Raw genomic sequence first — 21,917 nt, forward strand, 5'->3', positions numbered from 1 at the left:
AGAGATTTGATTGCTCACAATTCGATCCCGTTTCGGTTGCTTCGGCGTGGGCTTCAGCGGGTGCTTTTGGCATGTGCTTCAGCGCTTGCTTTAGCGTTTGCTTTAGCGTTTGCTTTAGCGTTTGCTTCGGTCCCGCGCCCTGGACGAGCGGCGCGGGCCTGTCGACGGTTCAGAGGCTTACTTCGTCAACTGCTTCAGGTAGAACAGCGTCTGGATGGTCGGCAGGACTTGCTGCAACACACGGTTGAATGTGGTCGAAGCGGCGGTGCCCACATACACGACGTCCATCGGTTGCAACTGGAACTGGGCCGACAGCATGATCGCGTCAGGCTGCGTCATATCGAGGCGGTACACGTCCGGCGTGGTCGGATGCTCGCGCATGCCGCGCATCACGAAGATCTGGCGCGGGTTGGCGTCCGTATCGAGAATGCCGCCCGCCTGGGTCAGCGCGTCGGCGATCGTCAGGCGGCCCTTGAGCATCGGCACCTGGATCGGCGTCTTCACCTCGCCCATCACGAAGATCCGGCTGTCGCTGCGATCCGGCACGTTGATCACGTCGCCGTTCTGCAGCATGACGTTCTGCGAGGTATCGCCCTGATCGAGCATACGATTCGCGTCGAGCACGTACAGCTTGTTGTCGCGCGTGAGACGCACACGCTGAATGTCGGCGTCGCTGTTCGTGCCGCCCGAGCGCGTGATCGCGTCGACCAGCGTGATCGGCACGTCGCTGATGGCCAGCGGACCCGGCGTCTTCACGTCGCCGGTGACCTGCACTTTCTGGCCGCGGTATGACAGTACGCGCACGTCGACCTGCGGATTGCGGATGTAGCGCACGAGGCCGGCGCTCAACTGATCGCGCAACTCGCCCACGGTTTTGCCCGCGGCCTTGATCCGGCCGACGAACGGGAAAAAGATCGTGCCGTCGGCGGCAACGGTCTGGCCGTACGGATCGGCCTGACCCGGCAGCGCGGCCGTGTACGGCTGCTGCAAGGCGCCGCCGACGCTTTGCGTGGTGTTGCCGCCCGAGGACAGCGTGCTGCCCTGCGGGGTAGTCAATTCAGGGTGATCCCATACGGTGATGCCGAGAATGTCCTGTGGTGCAAGCCGGTACACATACTGCGACGGGTCGGCGAAACGCGAGACCGGCAGCGCCTGCTGCGCGGCGGCGGCTTGCGCCTGCGCTTGTGCGGCGACCAGCGGACCGTCGATCAGATGGACCGGATAGGTCTCCTGGGGTTGATTCTGGTGCTGGCCGTCGTCCTTCAGACGGGACGTGTCGAGGTAGTTGCCAGGAGCGGTAACACAGGCCGACAGAAAGGACGTCAGCAAAAGCGAGGCGGCGAACTTCGGCCTGAAGTTCGCGAATGTGTGTGCGGTGAGTTTTTTCATCAGCATATTTTTTTCAGCCATCCCATGACCAGATGTTCGATGAGCACGAGACTCTCCCTATAGTCGGCTTCCACGTGGCCGTGCGGATCGGCGACGTCGGAGTCGTCTTCCCATTTGCCGAGTGGATAAACCTTGCCGCGCGAGGCCGGATCGAGCGCTTCGACCGCGCTCACCTGCGCGCGCTCGGTGACGAGCACGAGATCGGCGTCGCGCACGAGCCTGCGTTCGAGGCGCCGCGAGTAGTGAGTACTGGCGGCGACACCCTGCTCGGCGAGCAGGCGCTGCATCACCGGGTCCATGCCGTGGCCGTTCACGGCACGCAGGCCCGCCGAATGAAACGCAATCGGCGTTGAGGAAGACCGCGATGCCGTGCGTTGCCGCGACTTGAACAGCATTTCGGCTGCGGGCGAACGGCATACGTTGGCGTGGCAGACGATCAGAACGTTGGCGAACATAGCGGGCTCCTTGACGAGGTGCAGCGGCCTGGTGATCAGCTTATTGACCGGCTTCGACCGGGTCGGCCGAATGCGCCGCCGAGGTCGTTACCGGCAAACCGTTCGTGCCCGCTCGCGCCGGCGCATTGCGCAGCGCGTGCTGGCGGCCGATCGCGTGATACTCGATACCGAGTTCGAGCAACGTGTCCGGCTCGTACAGATTGCGGCCATCGAAAATCAGCGGCGTGTTGAGACTCTCCTTGAGCGAATTGAAATCCGGACTCTTGAAGACTTTCCACTCAGTGAGGATCACGAGGGCATCGGCGCCCTCGGCCGCCTCCATCTCCTCGTTCACGAACGACAGGCGCGCGTGCTGTTGCGGCACGTCTTTCAGATCGAGTGCGAACACGCGCTTCGATTCGTCGATCGCGACCGGGTCGTAGGCCTTCACGCGTGCGCCGCGGCGCAGCAGTTCCGCGATCAGCGGGCGGCTCGGTGCTTCGCGCATGTCGTCGGTGTTCGGCTTGAATGCGAGACCCCACACGCCGAAGGTGCGATCCGACAGATCCTCGCCCAGGCGCTCGACAATCTTGTGTGCGAGGATCTTTTTCTGCGTGTCGTTGACGGCTTCCACCGCCTCGAGAATGCGCAGGTTGGCCTTGTGATCGGCGGCCGTGCGAATCAGCGCCTGCACGTCTTTCGGGAAGCACGAGCCGCCGTAGCCGCAGCCGGCATACAGGAAGTCGTAGCCGATCCGCGGATCGGAACCGATACCGCGGCGCACCGCTTCGATATCCGCACCGACGCGGTCGGCCAGATTCGCCAGCTCATTCATGTACGAGATGCGCGTGGCGAGCATCGCGTTGGCCGCGTACTTGGTGAACTCCGCCGAACGCACGTCCATGTACAGCGTGCGCTCGCGATTGCGGTTGAACGGCGCGTAGAGGCGCTTCATCAGTTCGCGCGCTTTTTCGCCCGGCACGTCTTCGTCGCAGCCGAGCACGATGCGATCAGGCCGGGTGAAATCTTCCACCGCCGCACCTTCTTTCAGGAACTCCGGATTCGACACCACGGAGAACATGTGGCCAGCGTTACGCGCGGTCAGCTCCCCGGCGATCACCTCGCGCACGCGCGAGGCCGTGCCGACCGGCACCGTCGATTTGTCGACGATCACCTTGAAACCCGTCATATGGCGGCCGATGTTGCGCGCGGCGGCGAGCACGTATTGCAGATCGGCGGAACCGTCTTCGTCGGAGGGCGTGCCCACCGCGATGAACTGGATGTCGCCGTGCGCGACCGCGGCTTCGATGTCGGTCGAAAACCTCAGGCGCCCTGCTTTGCGATTGCGCGCGATGATTTCCTGCAGACCCGGTTCATGGATCGGCACGCCGCCGTTGTTGAGCACGTCGATCTTGCGCTGATCGACGTCGAGACAGAACACGTCATGGCCGATGTCGGCCAGACAGGCGCCCGTCACGAGGCCTACGTAGCCACTACCGATGATCGTCAGGTTCATGTGTTACACCTCGGAAAAGGGAGTTGATTCAGGGGAGCCGTTGCGCGATGCGTTGCGCGGCGGCGGCCCAATAAACGGTCGAACGGTTAATCCGGCGGTCAGTAAGCGTTGCTGCCCACAAAGCCCTTCCACAACGTCAGCACGACGATCTTGATGTCGAGCCAGAAGGTCCAGTGCTGCATGTAGTACAGATCGAGCTTGACGCGGCCCATCATCTTTTCGATGCGATCGGTTTCGCCGCGGTAGCCGTTGATCTGCGCCCATCCGGTGATGCCCGGCTTGATCCGGTAACGGTGCATATAGCCCTTCACCAGATCCTTGTAGATGTCGTCGTGTTCGAGCGCGTGCGGGCGCGGGCCGACCACGGACATCTCGCCGCGCAGCACGTTGATGAATTGCGGCAGTTCGTCGAGGCTGGTGCGCCGCAGGAACGCGCCGACCGCCGTGATGCGCGGATCGCGCCGCGTGGCCTGAGTGATCTTGCCGGCCTCTTCCTGATGGATCTTCATCGAGCGAAACTTGTAGATCTCGAACTGGTTGCCGTCGATGCCCTTGCGCTTCTGGCGGAAGAACACCGGGCCTGGCGAGCTCAGCTTCACCATCACCGCGATCACCAGCATCACCGGCGCCAGCGCGGTCAATGCCGCCAGCGCGAACAGCCGGTCGAAAATGCGTTTGGGCAGCACGCGCAGATCGGTGATCGGCGAGGCGGCCAGGTTGATCGCCGGCACGCCGAGCAGATCGACCATCGGCTGATTGAAGAGCGTCAGGCTGCGCACGTCCGGAATGAAGCGGATGTTCACGAAGTCGTTCTTCAGGTCCATCACAAAGCGGTGGATCGCCTTCTCCTTCGAGATCGGCAGCGCGAGCCACAACTCGCGAATCGCGCGTTGACGCACCAGTTGAAGCATCCGCGCGTAATCGCGCTCGACCGGCACGCCTTCGATCGAGTCGCTGGCATCGGGGTCTTCATAAGGATTGATCGTGCCGTCCTCGTCGAACACCACGACGGGACTGAAGCCCGCTTCCGGGCGGCTGCGCATCTGCGCAATCAGAAAGCGTCCATACGGCGCGCCGCCGACGATCGCCACCGCCCGCTGATTGAAGCCTTCGCGGCGCAATCCGCGCAGGATCGAATAGACGATCACCTTGGTAACGATCAGCAGCACGATCGTGGCGACCGCCCAGTAGACGAGCCACAGCCGCGACAGGCTGTCCGAGCGGTGCAGGCTGAAACTGATCAGCACGCCGGTGACTTCCACGATCAGCCAGCCGCCCGCGACGCGGCACAGCAGGTCGTAGAGCGGCTTGCCGCGCCACGACTGATAGATTCCCAGCGCCGGAAAGAACACCACCACCAGCAGACAATCGAACGCGAGCGATACGCTTTGGACGTCGTCCAGCCACACCAGTTTCCCGCTGTGCACGGCCGTCGCGATGGCGGCGCCGAACGCGACCATGGCGATGTCGATGATTCTCGATAGAACGCTCAGCATGCGCTGCCCCTCAGTTCGTCAGTCAAGTGCCGTCCGTTGGTTGGTTGAATTCGCGTCACACTCATCCGGTCCCCGGCGAGGCAACGCAACGCCGGTATCCGCGCCGGCCAGATAAATGCGCGACGCGAAACTGATTGAAGCGGTGCGAATTGCCCTGCTGCTTTCCTGACTAAAAATTGCCTGACGGCCGATTCGGAAAGCGGGTGCCTGGATGAGTGAATACCCTTGTACAGGTATAGATAAAGCGATATTAAAATTCGGACTGCAAGACAGCAAAATATCTCAAATTGTATCGGTCAAATTTCCGGTATTTTTTCTGATTTTTGTACGGCAATTGTTACCGAATTCACGTTTGAGATCCGCATTTATCGCCTTTCTGGACGTGGCAGCGCGCCGATCTTCTTGTTTTCCTACGAAACTTACGTCCCCTTCGTCGTCTGTAATTTTCCTTATTTCGGCGGACAAAAAAATTCGCCGCCATTTTTTTCGCTTAATTTTTATTTTTAAAAAATTATCCAGACATTTTTCCTTCACGAAATGACTAATTTTATTAGACGCTTTATATAGCTTCTATTTAACGTGCTTTTATTGATTCTTTACTTCGTGATAAAACTCGACGCACTCACCCAGCCTCGAGGAGTCAATCATGACAGCTCCGGTTACGGCCACGCCCGCCGACACCCGGTCCACACAAGCTATGCCCCTTAACGTCAAGCTCAAAGTACATCCCGTGATTCTGGCCGGCGGTTCCGGCACACGGTTGTGGCCCATGTCGCGCGAGCAGTACCCGAAACAGCTGATTGGCTTGCTAGGCGAAGATTCGCTGCTGCAATCCACGACGCGCCGTCTCGACGGGCTCGAAGCGGGTCATCTCCTCTCGGAGCAACTCGTCGTGGTGGCCAATGAAGAACATCGCTTCACCACAGCCGAGCAATTGCGCACGAGCGGCAAGCCGAGCCGGCTGATTCTTGAGCCCGTTGGGCGCGATACCGCGCCGGCACTGACGGTGGCCGCCCTTTCGATCGCCGCGCAGGACGAGGACGGCATCATGGTCGTGATGCCCGCCGATCACGCGGTGACCGACATCGACGGGTTTCATGCGGCGGTAGCCGCGGGCGTACAGCATGCGGTGGCCGGCCATATCGTGACGATGGGCATCGTGCCGACACGTGCGGAAACCGGCTACGGCTACATCCGTATCGGCACGGCGCTTGGCATGCCTAACGACGCCTGCGCGACGCATGCCGATGCAACCGGCAAGATCGGCGCGCACAAACTGGACCGTTTCGTCGAGAAACCGCATCTGGAATTGGCGCAGCGTTATATCGAATCGCAGGAATACTGGTGGAACAGCGGCATTTTCATCATGCGCGCATCGACCTGGCTCAAGGCGATCCGTCACTTCCAGCCGGCGATTTACGAAGCCTGCGCAATAGCGTTCGCTGGCGGCAAGGCGGACGGCGATTTCTTCCGTCTGCAACGCGACGCGTTCAGTGCCTCGCCGTCCAATTCGATCGACTACGCGGTGATGGAACAACTGGGCAACGATCAGAGCGCCGCGTCCGGCGTGGTTGTGCCGCTGCGAGCAGGCTGGTCGGACGTGGGCTCGTGGGACGCAATCTGGGACATCTCGGAGAAAGACGCCGATCAGAACGTAGGCCGCGGCCACGTGATGTTCGAAGGCGCGGATTCGACCTTCGCACATTCGGAAGGACGCCTGATCGCCTGTGTCGGCACCCATGATCTCGTGGTGGTCGAGACGGCCGACGCGATTCTGGTCGCGGACAAATCACGCGTGCAGGATGTCAAGAAGATTGTCGGACGGATTCGCACCGATGGCGGCCTGGAAGCGGCCAACCATCGCAAGGTGCATCGCCCGTGGGGCAATTACGATTCCGTCGACACCGGCGAGCGCTTCCAGGTGAAACGCATTGTCGTGAAGCCGGGCGCGCGGCTCTCGCTGCAAATGCATCATCACCGGGCGGAACACTGGATCGTCGTGCGCGGCACCGCGCTCGTCACGCGAGGTGAAGAGCGCTTCATCGTTTCCGAAAACGAATCCGCCTATATTCCGCTGGGCGTCACCCATCGTCTCGAGAACCCGGGCAAGATGCCGCTCGAAATGATCGAGGTGCAATCGGGTTCGTATCTCGGCGAAGACGATATCGTGCGCTTCGACGATACGTACGGACGACAATGATTCACAACGGATGAAGCGGGAACCTGCGGCGGTTGCTCCTGACGGCCGCGGGGTACTGCTACGCCGGGGTACTGCTGCGCTCTAACCACTGTGCCGGCACCGCGCTTGCTGCTACGCCAGCTAACGCGCTTACGACGGTACTGACAGTCGCACTTGCAGCCGTCCTCACCCCGCGTGGGAGATGAGTTCCGGAAACGACGGAAAACGATCCGACGCGCTACCGCTTTCCGTTGCGGGTGCAGCGGGTTCGCTGGGATAACGGCGCAGCGGTCCACGGAACGCGTTGAGCGGACCGTGCAACGGGCCGCCGTGATTCGCCGTGACGGGTTCCGGCACATGACGCATGGCCGGCAACGGACGCGCCGCTCCCGACGCCGGGTTGGCAGCCGGCGCACCGTCTGCTACAGCCTGCGTACGGCATTCACGGTCGATCCACTGCCGCGCCCATTCAAGCGCGTATTGTTCCGCTGCCTCAGCCTCTGCAAAGCGCGGGCCGACGAGGCCGGAACGCTCGACGCGTCTGCCGTCCTTCATGATCTCCGCCCACGCGCGATACATGGCGTTGGGCACCTGCTCCGCCGCGACGTAAATCACGTAGCCCTGCTGATCGGAGACTTGCGTGCCACGCGGCGCGAAGCTCATTGACAGCGAGCTGCGCTGATCTTCAAGCTGCTGTGCGCGGCGTGCCGACGTAATGGCCGAGTCCAGACTGTGCATGGCCGCGTCAACCGCCCGCGCTTCGTCGAGACCCTGCGGATCGGCGCGCATGACGGGCCGTGCCACCAGTGGCGAGGACACCGGCGGTGGCGAAGGTGCACGAGACACCGGCGGCACGTTCGTCAGTCCGGACAACTGGCGTGTGATATCGGCGATCGGATCGGCCGAGCGCCATTGGCTCAGACTGCTCGATACGCCGGGCGCCTGCCACGACTCGGGACTTTTCCACGACACGCCACGCAGACCTTCGTCGCGCACGCTGACGGTTTCGGTTACCGGCGCGGCCGGCTTGGCCACGACCGGCGGCGCCGGTTGCGGGATGTAGGCGAAGGTACGCCCGGTTTGCGACAACAGCCGAACCATCTCGAGCAGGGTGCCGTTCAACTGCCACTCTTCGAAACGGCGCCGGCAGGTGGGACCCGACGGATAGCGCCCCGGCAGCTTCGACCAGGGTTCGCCAGTTGTCAGAATCCACAGGACGGCATTCGCCACGATGCGCGGTTCGGCGCGGGGCCGGCCGCGCCGGTTCAGACGGACGGCCGGCTCATCAGAGACAAGCGCTGCCAGCAGCGCCCATTCGTCATTGCTTAGCTCATCGAAAAACATTGGGTTTTCTCCACGCAGCCTGGCCCGGCCGCGGCTTTGGGCGGCCACGGATTCAACGTTCACGATCCGTGTGCAGCCCTCGGTTGCACAAATATGTTTTGTACGTTCTGTTTGCGGGTCAATATCGCACTGGCTTAGTGCGGTTTGTCCCTATTGCGAAGCACAAAACGTGGTCTCACTCGTGCATGGGAGAATTTGTGCACGAAGCATACCATCACCAGGGTTTGCGTGAATATCGTTGAGACAAGTGTTACGGATGGAAACAATCTTGTCCTTTTTGCCGCATCGCTTCACGCATTGCTGTAACAGAGCAGCCATCGGTCCGGGCTTCGAAATCCACTATTGCATAGCACAACGGCATGAGAAAAGCGGTGAATTGACTTTACGAAATCAACGCTTGATCCATCATGCATTTCGATGCGCTTTGAAGCTGTTTTTGCCCAGCCTGGGGGATGTGGGTGCAGCAGATGGATAGTACCTGACCGACATCGAAGCTCAATCGTCGAGGAAGCGAACCGCTGCATTTGCGCATGCTGTTCGCATTCCTCTCGATACCGTACAGGAGGCATTGCCGGGCTTGCTTCTAGCGCACAGGATTCGCCGCGCCCTCACCCACCACCGTCATCCATTGGCGCACTCGCCAATGCGTCACCAGTCCCGCGAGTACATACGGATCGGCTCTGGCAAAGGCTTCAGCGGCTGCGGGAGAGTCGCCATTGAAAAGCAGCGCGGCGGTGTCGACAGGGTCGGTCAGTGCGCCGGCCAGATGCAATTCACCGCGCTCCACCGCCGCCCAGGCAAGTTTCAGATGCGCGTCGCGATATGCGCCACGCCGTTCGAGGTAGTCCGGTACGAGGTCATAGATCAACAGATAGTGCATCGCGTGCCTCCTTTGACCTGCGCGGCGCAGACGCCGGGGCGGCGCCTTGGTGCAGGAATTCAAGTCAAGATTACCCCGCTGCTCTTCAACGGCATTTTCTGCCGATTTCCTATTCATTTGCACTTGCAGCAATACGGATCGAATCTTTAATGCCGGATCAGACTTTATCGAATGACGGCGAGCTAATTCATTTGCCTGCCTCTCGCAAATTAATCTGGATTGCATAACATATTTTTGACACCATTAGGGACTTGCCGTTTCAGCCCCTGGAGCACCGTCGTCCCTGACGTCTAGGGGAAAACCTGCGTGAGCGCCTGTCAACCGGAGTGCTCTTTTATCCGTTCAGGCAGACAGCATTTGCCATAATGGACGTGCCGAGGGGTCCTGGACGCCGTAGACGCCCGCGCGCATGAACGACCAAAAACGTTTTCACCACCGATGGAGTGTCCCATGAAAGTCCAATCCGCTATCGCTACGCTGGTGCTGGGTGCTGTCCTCGTGTCGCCGGTGTTCGCACAGAACAGCCAGCAAACGAAAATGGCCGACTGTAACAAGCAGGCCGCCGACAAGAAAGGCGACGACCGCAAAGCCTTCATGAAGACCTGCCTGTCCGCCAAGCCGGCCGCCGCGGCACCGATGAGCCAGCAGGACAAGATGAAGGCATGCAACGCGCAAGCCACCGGCAAAAAGGGTGATGACCGCAAGGCCTTCATGAAGACCTGCCTGTCGTCAGCACCGGCTAATTAAACGCGAGGCAAGCGGCGCGGCCCCATGCCGCGCGTGTAACCGCCTGCTGCTCGAACAGGGTCGCGCCGTTTTCCGGCGCGGCTACTGCGTTTGTTTTGTGTCTGCCGTTGTGTCTGCCCTCGTGCCTGCTTCTGTCCTTACCCTACGCTCCTTCGTAACGTCTCTCCTCAGCAAGCGCCCTCGCGTCACCCACTCCTTCACTGTCCATTCGCGCGAACGCGTCGTTTTTCTTCTATGATGGCTGCGGAGACGGCCCACCCCCATACACAACATTAGACGGGCCGCCATCTTGTCGTTGGTGCTGAAGAGCATCGATCGGAGGCAAGGATGGTAACGAAGCATAAAAACCGCTGGTTGAGGCGGTGGCTGGTCGTCATCATTTTCTGGGCCGTGCCCGTGGCGATCGTTGCGGTCAGCGAGATCCGGGAGGAAATGGCGTACAACGCCGTCGATCTCAATCGCGCGCTGACCACCTGGGACTTCACCGACGCACAACGCGCGGCCGGCGCGCCCGCGCGCTGCCATGGCAAGCCCGACGAGGCGCAAGCCGCCGGCTGTCCGGCCGACGTACTGGCTGCCAATGCGCCGCGCCAGCAAGACGCCCGCAATGAATACAGCGTACGTCGCTCTACCCTCATGGCTTACCTCTGGCATGCGTTCGTCGGCTACTGGATCGTGCCGGCTGTCACGCTGTTCCTGATCGGCCTGCTGATCGGGATGGTTCGCCGCGCGCTGCGCCGCCCCCCGCCTGTCAAAAGTCCGGCGAACCACGGGTGAGGACGCACATGAGGACACGGCGGACGCGCAGGTGGCGTCGCGACAACACTTTCAATTTGATTTCAACGTGGATTTCAACGCGAGCTGCGAGCGCGCAAAATCGGTAAAACAGACGCTTGATACGGCCTCCGTTTAACGGCCGGTGCGCCGCTCCCGGCCTGGCGCGATGCGCCAGAAGCCCATTTGAACGCGCTGCGCCAGCCTCTCGCAACTGTCTTTTGAGGCCGGTCAAAGTTACATCAAGATGCCTTATGGCATGGCTCAAACCCCCGCCACACAAGGCTTTTCGCCTGGCGACGAACTACGCCTTCCCCGCTTGCGTGTGATATAACTCAAAGACAACCCGGCAAGACCATATGAGGTTGTACCCAGGAACCATGATGGAGAAAAACGATGCAAAGACGAAACTTCATGCTGAAGACTACCGCTGCGCTCGCTTTCGGAGGCCTTGCACTCGCTGGTTGTACAACCAACGGCAGCACCCCGAACACGCCCTCCACTGATGCATCCAAACGCCAGTCGATCGACGCCAGCGTCGACGGCACCATGTCGCGCCTGTTCACCACCGTGAAGGGTTCGCGCGAACTCGTCTCCAAGGCGCGCGGCGTGCTTGTGTTCCCGTCAGTACTGCAAGCGGGCTTCATTGTTGGTGGCCAGTATGGCGAAGGCGCGCTGCGCGTGGGTGGCAGCTCGGTGGGTTACTACAGCACGATTTCCGGATCGTTCGGTCTGCAGGCGGGCGCGCAGTCGAAGGCTATCATCTTCCTGTTCATGACCCAGGACTCGCTCGACTCATTCCGCAATGCCGACGGCTGGTCGGCAGGCGGCGACGCCTCCGTCGCGCTGGTGAAGATGGGCGCCAACGGCGCAATCGACACGACCACGGCAACCGCCCCTGTCGAAGTATTCATCCTGACTAACGCCGGCCTGATGGCCGACGTCTCGCTGCAGGGCACGAAGGTCTCACGCCTGAAGATCTAGGCGCCTGCCGGATTCCGGGGCTCAGGTCCCGTAATGTCATGCAGCGGCAATAAAAAACGGCGATGCGCATTGCACGTCGCCGTTCTTTTTCATTGCGCAGCGCGAGTCACACAAGCCATGCACGCCACGCGAGCCACGCCGCTCAGCTCCCCGACGTATCGATCACCTTGAAGCGCGAACGCTTCTGAGCGCGAATCACCGACTGATACGCATCCACATACTGTTGCGCCATGCGGTGCGACGTAAAGCGCTCTTCGAAACGCTGCCGCACACCCGCTCGCGGCATCTTATGCAGGCGATTGACGGCCGCCACCGCGCCGATCTCGTCTTCGACGATAAAGCCTGTCACCCCGTCGTCCAGCACTTCCGGCACCGAGCCACGGTTAAACGCGATCACCGGCGTGCCGCACGCCATGGACTCGATCATCACGAGGCCGAACGGCTCCGGCCAGTCGATCGGGAAGAGCAGCGCATGGGCGCCCGATAGAAACTCGGCCTTCTGATCATCCGCAATTTCGCCGATGAACTCGACATGCGGCAAGTCCAGCAACGGCCGGATTTCGCGCTCGAAATATTCGCGGTCGGCGGCATCCACTTTCGCGGCGATCCGGATCGGCATTCCGCAGCGCCCGGCAATCCGGATCGCGGTATCGACCCGTTTTTCCGGCGAGATGCGGCCGAGGAACGCGAGGTACTTCTGCTCGACCGGCTGCGGCGTGTAGAGCTGCTCCGGCAAGCCGTGATAGACGGTGGTAAGCCATTTGGCCTGCGGCAACGGATGACGCTGCGCGTTCGAAATCGAGATCACCGGCGCGGTGTTGAAGGTGTCGAACACCGGTTGCTGCTCGGGTAGGTCGAGACGCCCATGCATGGTCGTAACGAAGGGAGTCTCCTGGCGCTTGAAGACCGAAAACGAGTAGTAGTCGAGGTGAAAATGCAGCACGTCGAAGTTGTCGGCCTGGCGGCGCACCAGTTCCATCAGCAGCATGTGGGGCGCGATGCGATCGCGGATCCCTGGATCCAGCCGCAGCGCACGCGGCCATACGGCTTCGAGCTTGGCGCTCGTGACGGAATCGCCGCTCGCGAACAGCGTCACGTCATGGCCGAGCTCGACGAGCGCCTCTGTGATGTAGGACACGACACGTTCCGTGCCGCCGTAGAGCTTTGGCGGCACCGATTCGGTCAGGGGGGCGATCTGCGCAATCTTCATATTTGTCTCCGTGAACTGACGGCTTGCGCTGATGGCGGTGCACGTCAGCGGCGCTAAACAGCTCAGCACCGTCCTTCTCCATCACTTCTCCATCAATGCGGCGAACGCCAGGTGTCCGCCTGCACCATCCGCATCAAAGCATTATTCATCAGGGCGTCACAAAAAGCCGCTGGCTTTGCAATTCCTGTGCGCTGTTACATTCAGCTTACATCCCACGACGTGCCTATTATCCACTGCGCGGCGGTTAGCGCGCCGGCCATTTCCAGCCCGGCAGATCGCGATCGTCCGAATCGGCGATGCGCGTCGCGCCAAAGTGCTTCTCAAGCACGATCGACTGACTGCCGTCCTCCCGCTCGAGCGCCGCAATCAGCCGCGCCGCATGCGACACGACCAGCACCTGGGAATGCGCGGAAGCCCGCGCGATCAGGCGTGCCAGCGCCGGCAGCAGGTCCGGATGCAAGCTCGTCTCCGGTTCGTTCAGCACCAGCAGCGCGGGCGGACGCGGCGTGAGCAGCGCGGCCACCAGCAGCAGATAGCGCAAGGTGCCGTCCGAGAGTTCCGCGCCCTTGAGCGGCCGCAGCAAGCCATGCTGCTGCATCGACACTTCGAAGCGACCGTCCAGCGTGGTGACGTCGAGGCGTGAGCCGGGAAAGGCGTCGTCGATTGCGGCGTCGAGCGCCACGGGGTCGCCGATCTCGCGGATCGTTTGCAAGGCCGCGGCAAGGTCCGCGCCGTCGTCCGACAGCACCGGCGTGTGCGTGCCGATCTGCGGCAGACGCGCGGCCGCTTCGGCATCGGTGCGGAAGTGGTCGTAAAAGCGCCACGAGCGGATCTGCTCGCGCACCGTGATCATTTCGGGGGCGGTCCGCGGGTCGGAGAACTCCGTCATCATGCTGTCGAAACTGGCGACGGGCTGAGGGATGGTTTGCCAGTCGCCCTGCTCATCACGCGTGCGCAGCGCCGCGCCGTGCCGGTCGACCAGCAAGGCCGACGGACGCAGCACCGGACCGCTCCAGATGCACTCGCGTTTGATCGTGGGGTCGAGTGGAAACCGGGTAGCTCTATCGAGTGGCGGCAATCCCAGATCGATCGCGTAACCGAATTCGTCGCCGGAAAACCCGAGCCGCAAGCTCACCGGATCTTTGCGACGCGTGCCCTCCACCGGCAACTCGCCGGCCAGCACTGCGCGCGAGAAGCGTTCGGGCCCGGCCCACAACGTGGACTGCAAGCCACCCTCACGCGCCAGCGACGTAATCACGCCGCCGCGCGCGGTCTCGGCCAGCAGGCGCAGCGAGCGATACACACTCGATTTCCCGCTGCCATTCGCGCCCGTGATGACATTCAACTGCCCGAGCGGCACGATCAACTCGCGTAGCGACCGGTACCCCGCGATAGCCAGGGTTCTCAGCATACGGCCGCCTTTCGGGCCGGCAGGCGCCGTCGGACCTTCGGTAAAACAACTTCGTTCAAACGCATCAATATCATTAGTTATGTCCGCCGCCTTTGCCCGGTTTCTGCATAGGCACGCTGCGCAAATCGTTCAGGAAGGTATCGCGCCACACACCGAGATCGTTCTTGCGCAGCGCCGCCATGTTGATCTCGTGACGCCGCTGGCGCGCATCGAGCGGCATTTGCAGCGCGCGCTGCAAGGCTTCGCACATGCCGATCGCATCGTGTGGATTGACCAGCAGCGCGCCGCTCAACTCAGCCGCCGCGCCGGCGAAGATCGACAACACTAGCACGCCGGGATCGTCGGGATTTTGCGCGGCGACATACTCCTTCGCGACCAGGTTCATACCGTCATGTAAGGGCGTGACAAAGCCGATCTGCGACTCGCGAAACAGCGACATCAGTTTCCAGCGGTCGTATTGCTGATTCAGATAGCGGATCGGTGTGTAATCGAGGCCCGAATAACGGCCGTTGATGCGCCCCGCTTCGTATTCGAGATCCTGGCGGATCTTCTGATAGGTAGCGACGTCCGAGCGGGTGGGCGGCGCGATCTGCACCAGCGTGACGTTGCCGCGCCATTCCGGCGAGCGCTCCAGCAATTGCTCGAAGGCACGGAAGCGCTCGACGAGCCCCTTCGAATAATCGAGCCGGTCGACGCTCATGATCAGCTTGCGGCCCTCCAGACTCTGCTTCAGTTCGAGTACGTGCTGGCGGCTTTCGTAGCGTTTGGCCTGTTCGGCGATTTCGTCGGGGAACACGCCGATCCGATAGACGCCCGTGCGCAGCTTGCGGCCGAAGGCCTCGACGTGGTTGCCCTCGCTCACGGTGCCGCGCGCGTGGCGCGTCACATAGTCGTGGAAAGCGAGTTCGTCGGTGGCGGTCTGGAAGCCTAGCAGGTCATAGCAGGACAGCGATTTCACCAACTCTTCGTGCGGCGGAATGTTGAGCAGGATCTGCGGCGCGGGAAACGGAATGTGCAGGAAAAAACCGATGCGGTTCGTGATGCCCTCGGAACGCAGCGCTTCAGCGAACGGGATCAGATGGTAGTCGTGAATCCATATCACGTCGTCGGGTTCGAGCAGTTTGATCAGCTTGTGCGCAAGCCATGCGTTGACGCGCCGGTAGCCCGCATATTCTTCCCGCTCGTAACGCGCGAGATCGTTGCGGTAGTGGAACACCGGCCATAGCGTGGCGTTCGAGAAGCCGCGGTAGTACTGGTCGTAATCCTTGCGCGTGAGGCCGACGGTCGCGAAGGTCACCGCGCCGTCCTGCTCCAGCGTCGGCCCGGCGTTGGCGACAGTCTCGCTCACCACGTCGCCACTCCAGCCGAACCACACGCCTCCCGCATCTTTCAATGCGCCGAATACACCGACCGCGAGGCCGCCCGCGGACCCCTTGGTTTCCGTCGGCGTTGCGACACGATTCGACACGACGATCAGTCGGCCCATGTTGGTAGTCCTCCCTGGTTCGTCCGGCACGGGGGTCGCGTGTCACGCGCTTGCGGCATCTGCTCGTGGCGCCCGGTTGTGACATCCAGGACGCTATAGCATTTTGAGGACCCGAAGCGGGTAAAGCAGGCGGCGCCGTGTCAGTTTGATGAGTTCAATCGACAGTTCGACTGCTTCGGCGTGCGGTCGGTTGCACTCAATTTCGCGTGGGGTGGGCGCATGGTGCGCTGTGGATTGGGGAAAAGCCGCCTGGAGCAGTAGCGTCCGAAGCCGAACGGCCGGCTTTGAGCCGGCACGGAAGCGCATTTCTATATGTACGCCAGCCAATCCGCGTGACGTGCCCGACTCGGGCACGCGGCGTAGGCGTCAGCCGCGATTCACGTCAGATTCAAAGCAACGACACGCTCAGTTACCGCTCTTGCAAGGAAATGCCTTGCCGAGCCCCAATGAGATCGCCGTGCTGGCGTTATAGCCCGCAACGATCGGGTTATCCGCGATGTACTTGCGCACCGCGTCGGTGAGTTGCGCCGAGCGTGCGTCCGGCGGAAGGCAGAAGTACTGGCCGACGCGCGGCCCGGTAGTGCCGCCGATTGCGTCGATCGTGTTGAAGATGCCGTCGGCGGCGCCTTCGATATAGGCGGCACACGCACTGCGCGAAGCCACATCGGTCTTCGTGCAAAGCTTGTTGAGGTCGCCTCCCGTAAACGCGGCTGCCGACAGGGGGACGGCAAGCGCGCTGGCGAAAATCAAGGCCCGCAGCATGGTGTTCCTTTCCAGGGTCGTTTATCAGGCGGTCTTGCGCCGCATCGAACCGGCGCGCCTCGTAGCGCGCCAAGTCGTCATTCTGCACTGTTTTACGGAGCGGCAGGCATGCCGGACACCGCTATCTTCAGTCAAATTCGTTGACCGGCACTCCGGTGGCCGGCAAGTTCCATATTGCGGCAGCCGGTGTGCCGAAGCACGGCGCACCGGTTCTCCACTCAATTCACTTCTGCTGCATCTGTTGCAGGCGCGCCGTGAGTCCCTCGACCACATCCGGCTCCTTGTAGGTCTTTGCGAAATCGAGTGCGGTCAAGCCGATCTGGTTTTTCACCGTGAGGTCCGCGCCGTTGTCGAGCAGCAACTTTACCGTCGACACATGACCGCCGCGTGCGGCCATCATCAGCGGCGTGGTGCCGTTCGGCGAGCCGGCGTCGACATAGGCCGAGTGATCGAGCAGTACCTTGACGATGTCGTCGTGGCCGTTCGCCGCCGCGTAGTGCAGCGGCGCCCAGCCCTTCTTGTTGACTTCGGCGTCCTTCGCGATCAGCAGGTTGACGAAGTTGAGGTCGCCGTTGAGCGCGGCCATCATCATCGCGTTCTCGCCGGCCTTGTCCTGGATCTCGATGTTGGTCTTCGGATTGGCGAGCAGCGCGGCGCCCACCTTGTCCGACTTCTCGCGCGCGGCGATCACCAGCAGCGGGTAGCCCTGATTGTCGACGCTGTTCGGGTCCATACCCTTGGCAAGCAGCTTGTTGACACCGTCGACGTCGTCGAATTTAACCGACTTGATGAGCGAGTCGATCGGCGCGGCCTGAACCGGAGCCGCGACCAGCGAAGTCAGCGCAGCGCAGACGAGCGTGGCGGCCAACGCGAGACGCGACGCGCTGCGGCGTGCCGAGCCGAGGGCGGTTTGCACCGCTGAAGTCTCTTGCAACAGCACGGTCGAAGTCGAGTAATTTGTCATATTTTGCTTTAGGAAACGTCCCTATCCTATTGATATATAGAAACTTTATAAATCACGCGCCGGCCGGCGAAGGGATCTTGAAGAGCCGGAAGAAGTTTTCTGTCGTGGCGGCGGCCAGCGCCGTATCCGGCATGTCGCGTTGTTGCGCGATGAAGCGTCCGACATAACTTACGTACGCAGGTTCATTAGGCTTGCCGCGATACGGCACCGGTGCGAGGTACGGCGAGTCGGTTTCGATCAGCAAACGATCGAGCGGGACGCGGCGTGCGACATCCTGCACGTCGGTCGCGCTCTTGAACGTGACGATGCCCGACAGCGAAATGTAAAAGTTCTGCGCCAGTGCCTGCTCGGCAACCGCCCACGGTTCGGTGAAGCAATGCATCACGCCGCCCGGCTCGCTTGCGCGCTCCTCGGCCATGATGCGCAACGTATCTTCCGCGGACGAACGCGTGTGGATGATCAGCGGCTTCCCGGTGGCGTGCGCCGCGCGGATATGGGTACGGAAACGCTCGCGCTGCCACTCCATATCGGCGATCGTGCGGCCTTCCAGACGGTAGTAATCGAGACCGGTCTCGCCGATCGCGACCACCTTCGGATGCGCGGCCAGTTCGATGAGTTCGGCGAGGCTCGGCTCGCGCATGTCCTCGTGATCCGGGTGGACCCCGACCGACGCGAACACGTTCTCGTGCTGGCTGGCGATCTCCAGCACGGACGGCAGCGTCTCCAGGTCGACTGAGACGCACAGCGCATGCGTGACCGAATGGCTGCGCATGTTCTCGAGCACCTGCGGCAGACGGTCGGCGAGTCCTTCGAAGTTGATATGGCAGTGCGAATCGACAAACATGATGATGTCCTGCTGATAAATAGCGTGGGGTGAATCTGGCCGTCAGTCCGGTTGCAAATCAGGCCGCGGTTGCCGTGTCGAGCCGTTTGCCGAGAATCACCAGGTCGCGCTCCACGCCGTCCAGCACCGCGACGCGCGGCAGTGATCCCCACGTGTCGAAACCAAAGCTGCGGAACAGGCGCAGGCTCGCGTCATTGTGGCCGAAGATAAAACCCAGCACGGTGTCGATGCCGAGCGCCGGCGCCGCCGCGAGCGAAGCCGCTAGCAACTGCTTGCCGAGCCCCTTGCCGCGCGCGCTTTCGTCCAGATAGATACTGACTTCGGCGGTACGCAGATAGGCCGGGCGGCCGTAGAAATCCGAGAAGCTCAGCCACGCGATCACGCGGCCGGGATGCTGCGCATCTTCCACCACCCACAGCGGACGCTTTTGCGGGCCGTGGGCATGAAACCAGGCCAGACGGCTTTCGACGCTCACCGGTTCGAGATCGGCGGTGACTTGCCGCGACGGCACGGTCGAGTTGTAGATGGCGACGATCGCGGGCAGATCGTCGAACGTGGCATCGCGGTAAGTAAGGCTCATGGTGCTTGGACGTGAGGTGGAATACGAATCGAATCAGCGGACGGATGCACGAGGCGTCACAACCGGTAAAGCACCCGGCCCTGAGCAAATCGTCCGGCATCAAAAGATTTATGCGAATAGCTCGCGATAACCAATAAACAGTTCTTCAAACACCAGGCGCGCATTCAGCGGGTGGTTCTCGACCGCGCGCTGGCGCGTCACGGTGCGCATGAAGCGCGCGAACGCGCTGGCGTCGGCTTGCGATGCGCAGCGCGACAACGCCATCGACGCCTGCGGAAAATAGCGCGGCGCGCCGGCCGTGCGCTGCGCCAGCAAATCGTACATCCAGCGTTGCAACCAGCCGAGCACCAGCGGCACCGGCAGCTTCTGCAGCGCCTCGCCGCAGGCAAAGGCGTCGCAATCGGCGCCGGCGGCCAGTTGCTTCAGGGTCCAGTCACGCAGCGTGCGGTTCTCGTCGCTCGCCAGTGCAAGGGCCGTGAGCGGCGCGCCGCCGGCCTCGGCGAGCAGCGCGGGAGCTTCGGCGACGCCTTGCGCGGCGAGCCACTTCGTGGCGACCTCCGGCGCGGGCATCGTCATGGGCCATTGGCGGCAACGGCTGATAATCGTGGGCAGCAGACGGTCGACGCGCGCCGACACCATCAGGAACACCACACCCGCCGGCGGTTCTTCGAGCGTTTTCAGGAGGGCGTTGGCCGCGGCAATGTTCAGGCCCTCGGCGGGATACAACACCACCACCCGCGCACCGCCACGGTGCGAACCGACGCCGACGAAATCGAGCAGCCCGCGAATCTGCTCGATCTTGATTTCCTTGCTGGGCGCGCGGGTCTTCTTGCCTTCTTCGCCTTCAGCCTTCTCGGCTTTTTCGTCCGCGGCATTGGCGAGACCCGCTTCGGCAGCCAGCGCCTCAGGCACGACGATCCGATAGTCCGGATGATTGCCCTGCGTGAACCAGTTGCATGCCACGCACGCGCCGCAGGGCTCGCCGTTGGCCTGCTGAGCTTCACACAGGAGTCCTTGGGCGAGGTGCTGCGCGAAGCGCAACTTGCCGATCCCTGCCTGCCCATGCAGCAGCAAGGCGTGCGGCCAATGTCCACGCAACTGCTGCAGGCGATTCCAGTCGTCGGCTTGCCACGGATAAATCATTGTTTCTCTTTTAAATCAATCGATTGACGACGCCTCCTGAGACAGAGGGCGAACTTCATCGAAGTTATGAGTTAAAATTATATTCTTTTAAAATCAAAGAACTGCAATCAATTCTTCAAGTTGCTTCTGAATTCGCGCGATGCTCTGCGAAGAGTCAATGATAGCGAACCGGTATGGCGCTTCTTCCGCGCGGCGCAGATATTCGGTACGGGTGCGGTTGAAAAACGCCTCCGATTCGCTTTCGAAACGGTCTGGATCGCGCGCGGCACTGCGCCGTTCGTTGGCGATTTCCGGCGCCAGGTCGAACAGCACGGTCAGGTCCGGCTGGAAACCGCCCTGCACCCAGCGTTCAAGCGTTTCCAGCTTGTCGCGCGGCAGGCCACGGCCGCCGCCCTGATAGGCGAAGGTCGCATCCGTGAAACGGTCGGACAGCACCCAGTCGCCGCGTGCCAGCGCCGGCTCGATCACTTCCGCCAGATGCTGGCGGCGCAGCGCGAACATTAGCAATGCCTCGGTTTCGAGGTCCATCTTCTGATGCAGCACGATCTCGCGAATCTGTTCGCCGAGCGCCGTGCCACCCGGCTCGCGCGTCATCACGACCGAGCGGCCGGTGCTCGCGACTTTCTCTTCGAGGCGCTCGCGAAACCAGCTCAGGTGAGTGGTCTTGCCGGCACCGTCGATACCCTCAAACGTTATGAATTTGCCCCGCGCCATCATTGCCCTCGAATGTATTTGTCCACGGCCTTGTTGTGATCGCCGAGGGTGTCAGAAAAGATACTGCTGCCGTCGCCGCGCGATACGAAGTACAGCGCGGTGGATTGCGCCGGGTTCATCGCCGCCTGCAGCGATGCGACACCGGGCAGCGAGATGGGCGTTGGCGGAAGTCCCATCCGGGTGTACGTATTGTAGGGAGTGTCGGTCTGCAGGTCCTTCTTGCGGATACGGCCGGTGTAGCTGTCGCCCATGCCGTAGATCACGGTCGGGTCGGTTTGCAGCGGCATGCCCACGCGCAGACGGTTCGCGAATACCGCCGCCACCATCGGCCGGTCCGATGGCTTGCCGGTTTCCTTTTCGATGATCGACGCCATCGTCAACGCATCATACGGGGTCTTGTACGGCAGGTTCGGCGCCCGCGCGGTCCATGCTTCGTCCAGCCGCTGCCGCATCAGACGGTACGCACGGCGATAGATGTCCAGATCGCTCGTGTTCTTGTCGAACAGATAGGTATCCGGGAAAAACAGTCCTTCGCCATTGCCGATCGACGCTTCCGGCGCGTTGATCGCGTTCATCAGATCGGTATCGCTCATGCCGGCCGTGTCGTGTCTGAGCGCCGGATTGGCGTCCAGTTCGGCCCGCATGCGCTTGAAAGTCCATCCTTCGATGATGGTCGCCACGTATTCGTTGACGTCGCCACGGGCGATTTTCTGCAGCACTTCGTACGGCGTGATGCCCGTCTTGAACTCGTAGTTGCCGGATTTCAGATCGCTTTGCAGCCCGAGCAGGCGCGTCATGACCACGAACAGTTCAGGCTCGACCGGCACGCCGCCGCGAATCAGCTGCAGCGTGACGCTGCGCAGGCTGCTGTGCGGTTTGACGGTGACGTCGAGTTGCGCGGGGGTCAAATCGAGTGGGCTGGTGGCCCAGTGATATCCGCCTGCGATTGCGGCTGCGGCCAGCACAATGACAATTGAGCCGGCGACGAAACATTTCTTCAGAAGGGACATGCGGAACGTGGCTGGGTTGGACCTCATATAATACTTGTTTGCCTTAGCTA

Annotated in this window: 20 protein-coding genes; 4 read left to right on the plus strand and 16 right to left on the minus strand. The window is 61.8% G+C overall.

Features of this window, described 5'->3' with window-relative positions; translation table 11 throughout:
* Window positions 1-177: 177 nt before the first annotated feature.
* The 4 genes from GH665_RS10695 to GH665_RS10710 form a co-directional block, all read right to left on the minus strand.
* Window positions 178-1,395, minus strand: a complete 1,218-nt coding sequence (locus GH665_RS10695; RefSeq protein WP_153138379.1) for a polysaccharide biosynthesis/export family protein — start codon at window positions 1,393-1,395, stop codon at window positions 178-180.
* Window positions 1,389-1,844: an arsenate reductase/protein-tyrosine-phosphatase family protein gene (locus GH665_RS10700; RefSeq protein WP_153135843.1), complete on the minus strand. Its 456-nt coding sequence runs from the start codon at window positions 1,842-1,844 to the stop codon at window positions 1,389-1,391. Before GH665_RS10700 ends, GH665_RS10695 begins: the two co-directional genes overlap by 7 nt.
* 40 nt (window positions 1,845-1,884) lie before the next feature.
* Window positions 1,885-3,339 carry a UDP-glucose dehydrogenase family protein gene (locus GH665_RS10705; protein WP_153135844.1) on the minus strand — a complete coding sequence of 485 codons (1,455 nt, stop codon included), beginning with the start codon at window positions 3,337-3,339 and terminating at the stop codon, window positions 1,885-1,887.
* 98 nt (window positions 3,340-3,437) lie between these two features.
* The gene (locus tag GH665_RS10710) at window positions 3,438-4,835 is read right to left on the minus strand and encodes an undecaprenyl-phosphate glucose phosphotransferase (protein ID WP_153135845.1); all 1,398 of its coding nucleotides are present in this window, start codon (window positions 4,833-4,835) and stop codon (window positions 3,438-3,440) included.
* A gap of 646 nt (window positions 4,836-5,481) precedes the next feature.
* On the opposite strand from GH665_RS10710, the gene GH665_RS10715 reads away from it, so the two are divergent.
* Window positions 5,482-7,035, plus strand: coding sequence for a mannose-1-phosphate guanylyltransferase/mannose-6-phosphate isomerase (locus GH665_RS10715; protein WP_153135846.1), 1,554 nt, complete (start codon window positions 5,482-5,484; stop codon window positions 7,033-7,035).
* Between the two features lie 165 nt (window positions 7,036-7,200).
* Here the strand turns inward: GH665_RS10715 and GH665_RS10720 are convergent, their stop codons facing one another.
* Both GH665_RS10720 and GH665_RS10725 read right to left on the minus strand, forming a co-directional pair.
* Window positions 7,201-8,358: a transposase gene (locus tag GH665_RS10720; RefSeq protein ID WP_153135847.1), complete on the minus strand. Its 1,158-nt coding sequence runs from the start codon at window positions 8,356-8,358 to the stop codon at window positions 7,201-7,203.
* Between the two features lie 583 nt (window positions 8,359-8,941).
* Window positions 8,942-9,238 carry a YciI-like protein gene (locus GH665_RS10725; RefSeq protein WP_106353131.1) on the minus strand — a complete coding sequence of 99 codons (297 nt, stop codon included), beginning with the start codon at window positions 9,236-9,238 and terminating at the stop codon, window positions 8,942-8,944.
* Window positions 9,239-9,688: 450 nt separating this feature from the next.
* Here GH665_RS10725 and GH665_RS10730 point away from each other — a divergent pair, with 450 nt between their 5' ends.
* The 3 genes from GH665_RS10730 to GH665_RS10740 all read left to right on the plus strand — a co-directional run bounded on the left by GH665_RS10730 (window position 9,689) and on the right by GH665_RS10740 (window position 11,743).
* Window positions 9,689-9,985: a PsiF family protein gene (locus GH665_RS10730; RefSeq protein ID WP_153135848.1), complete on the plus strand. Its 297-nt coding sequence runs from the start codon at window positions 9,689-9,691 to the stop codon at window positions 9,983-9,985.
* A gap of 327 nt (window positions 9,986-10,312) precedes the next feature.
* On the plus strand, window positions 10,313-10,762 hold the full coding sequence (locus GH665_RS10735; RefSeq protein WP_153135849.1) for a hypothetical protein: 450 nt from the start codon (window positions 10,313-10,315) through the stop codon (window positions 10,760-10,762).
* Window positions 10,763-11,155: 393 nt separating this feature from the next.
* Window positions 11,156-11,743 (plus strand): BPSL1445 family SYLF domain-containing lipoprotein, encoded by a 588-nt coding sequence (locus tag GH665_RS10740; RefSeq protein ID WP_153135850.1) that lies wholly within the window; start codon window positions 11,156-11,158, stop codon window positions 11,741-11,743.
* 142 nt (window positions 11,744-11,885) lie between these two features.
* Here GH665_RS10740 and GH665_RS10745 read toward each other — a convergent pair whose 3' ends face one another.
* From GH665_RS10745 to mltG, 10 genes are all read right to left on the minus strand, one after another.
* Window positions 11,886-12,953, minus strand: coding sequence for a glycosyltransferase family 4 protein (locus tag GH665_RS10745; protein ID WP_153135851.1), 1,068 nt, complete (start codon window positions 12,951-12,953; stop codon window positions 11,886-11,888).
* 244 nt (window positions 12,954-13,197) lie between these two features.
* On the minus strand, window positions 13,198-14,364 hold the full coding sequence (locus GH665_RS10750; protein WP_153135852.1) for an AAA family ATPase: 1,167 nt from the start codon (window positions 14,362-14,364) through the stop codon (window positions 13,198-13,200).
* A gap of 73 nt (window positions 14,365-14,437) precedes the next feature.
* The gene (gene otsA, locus GH665_RS10755; RefSeq protein ID WP_028196554.1) at window positions 14,438-15,850 is read right to left on the minus strand and encodes an alpha,alpha-trehalose-phosphate synthase (UDP-forming); all 1,413 of its coding nucleotides are present in this window, start codon (window positions 15,848-15,850) and stop codon (window positions 14,438-14,440) included.
* A 405-nt stretch (window positions 15,851-16,255) separates the two neighbouring features.
* A complete protein-coding gene (locus GH665_RS10760) occupies window positions 16,256-16,612 on the minus strand; it encodes a Rap1a/Tai family immunity protein (protein WP_028196555.1) in 357 nt (118 codons plus the stop codon).
* A gap of 223 nt (window positions 16,613-16,835) precedes the next feature.
* A complete protein-coding gene (locus tag GH665_RS10765; RefSeq protein ID WP_153135853.1) occupies window positions 16,836-17,576 on the minus strand; it encodes an ankyrin repeat domain-containing protein in 741 nt (246 codons plus the stop codon).
* Window positions 17,577-17,628: 52 nt separating this feature from the next.
* Entirely contained in the window at window positions 17,629-18,420 is a 792-nt protein-coding gene (locus GH665_RS10770) for a TatD family hydrolase (RefSeq protein WP_153135854.1), read from the minus strand.
* Between the two features lie 58 nt (window positions 18,421-18,478).
* Complete coding sequence (locus GH665_RS10775; protein ID WP_153135855.1) at window positions 18,479-19,000, minus strand: GNAT family N-acetyltransferase; 522 nt, start codon at window positions 18,998-19,000, stop codon at window positions 18,479-18,481.
* Between the two features lie 108 nt (window positions 19,001-19,108).
* On the minus strand, window positions 19,109-20,143 hold the full coding sequence (locus tag GH665_RS10780) for a DNA polymerase III subunit delta' (protein WP_153135856.1): 1,035 nt from the start codon (window positions 20,141-20,143) through the stop codon (window positions 19,109-19,111).
* Between the two features lie 93 nt (window positions 20,144-20,236).
* The gene (tmk, locus tag GH665_RS10785) at window positions 20,237-20,857 is read right to left on the minus strand and encodes a dTMP kinase (RefSeq protein WP_030103604.1); all 621 of its coding nucleotides are present in this window, start codon (window positions 20,855-20,857) and stop codon (window positions 20,237-20,239) included.
* Window positions 20,857-21,867, minus strand: a complete 1,011-nt coding sequence (gene mltG / locus GH665_RS10790; RefSeq protein ID WP_153138381.1) for an endolytic transglycosylase MltG — start codon at window positions 21,865-21,867, stop codon at window positions 20,857-20,859. Before mltG ends, tmk begins: the two co-directional genes overlap by 1 nt.
* Window positions 21,868-21,917: the final 50 nt, after the last annotated feature.

It is taken from the genome of Paraburkholderia agricolaris, assembly GCF_009455635.1.
Classification (GTDB): domain Bacteria; phylum Pseudomonadota; class Gammaproteobacteria; order Burkholderiales; family Burkholderiaceae; genus Paraburkholderia; species Paraburkholderia agricolaris.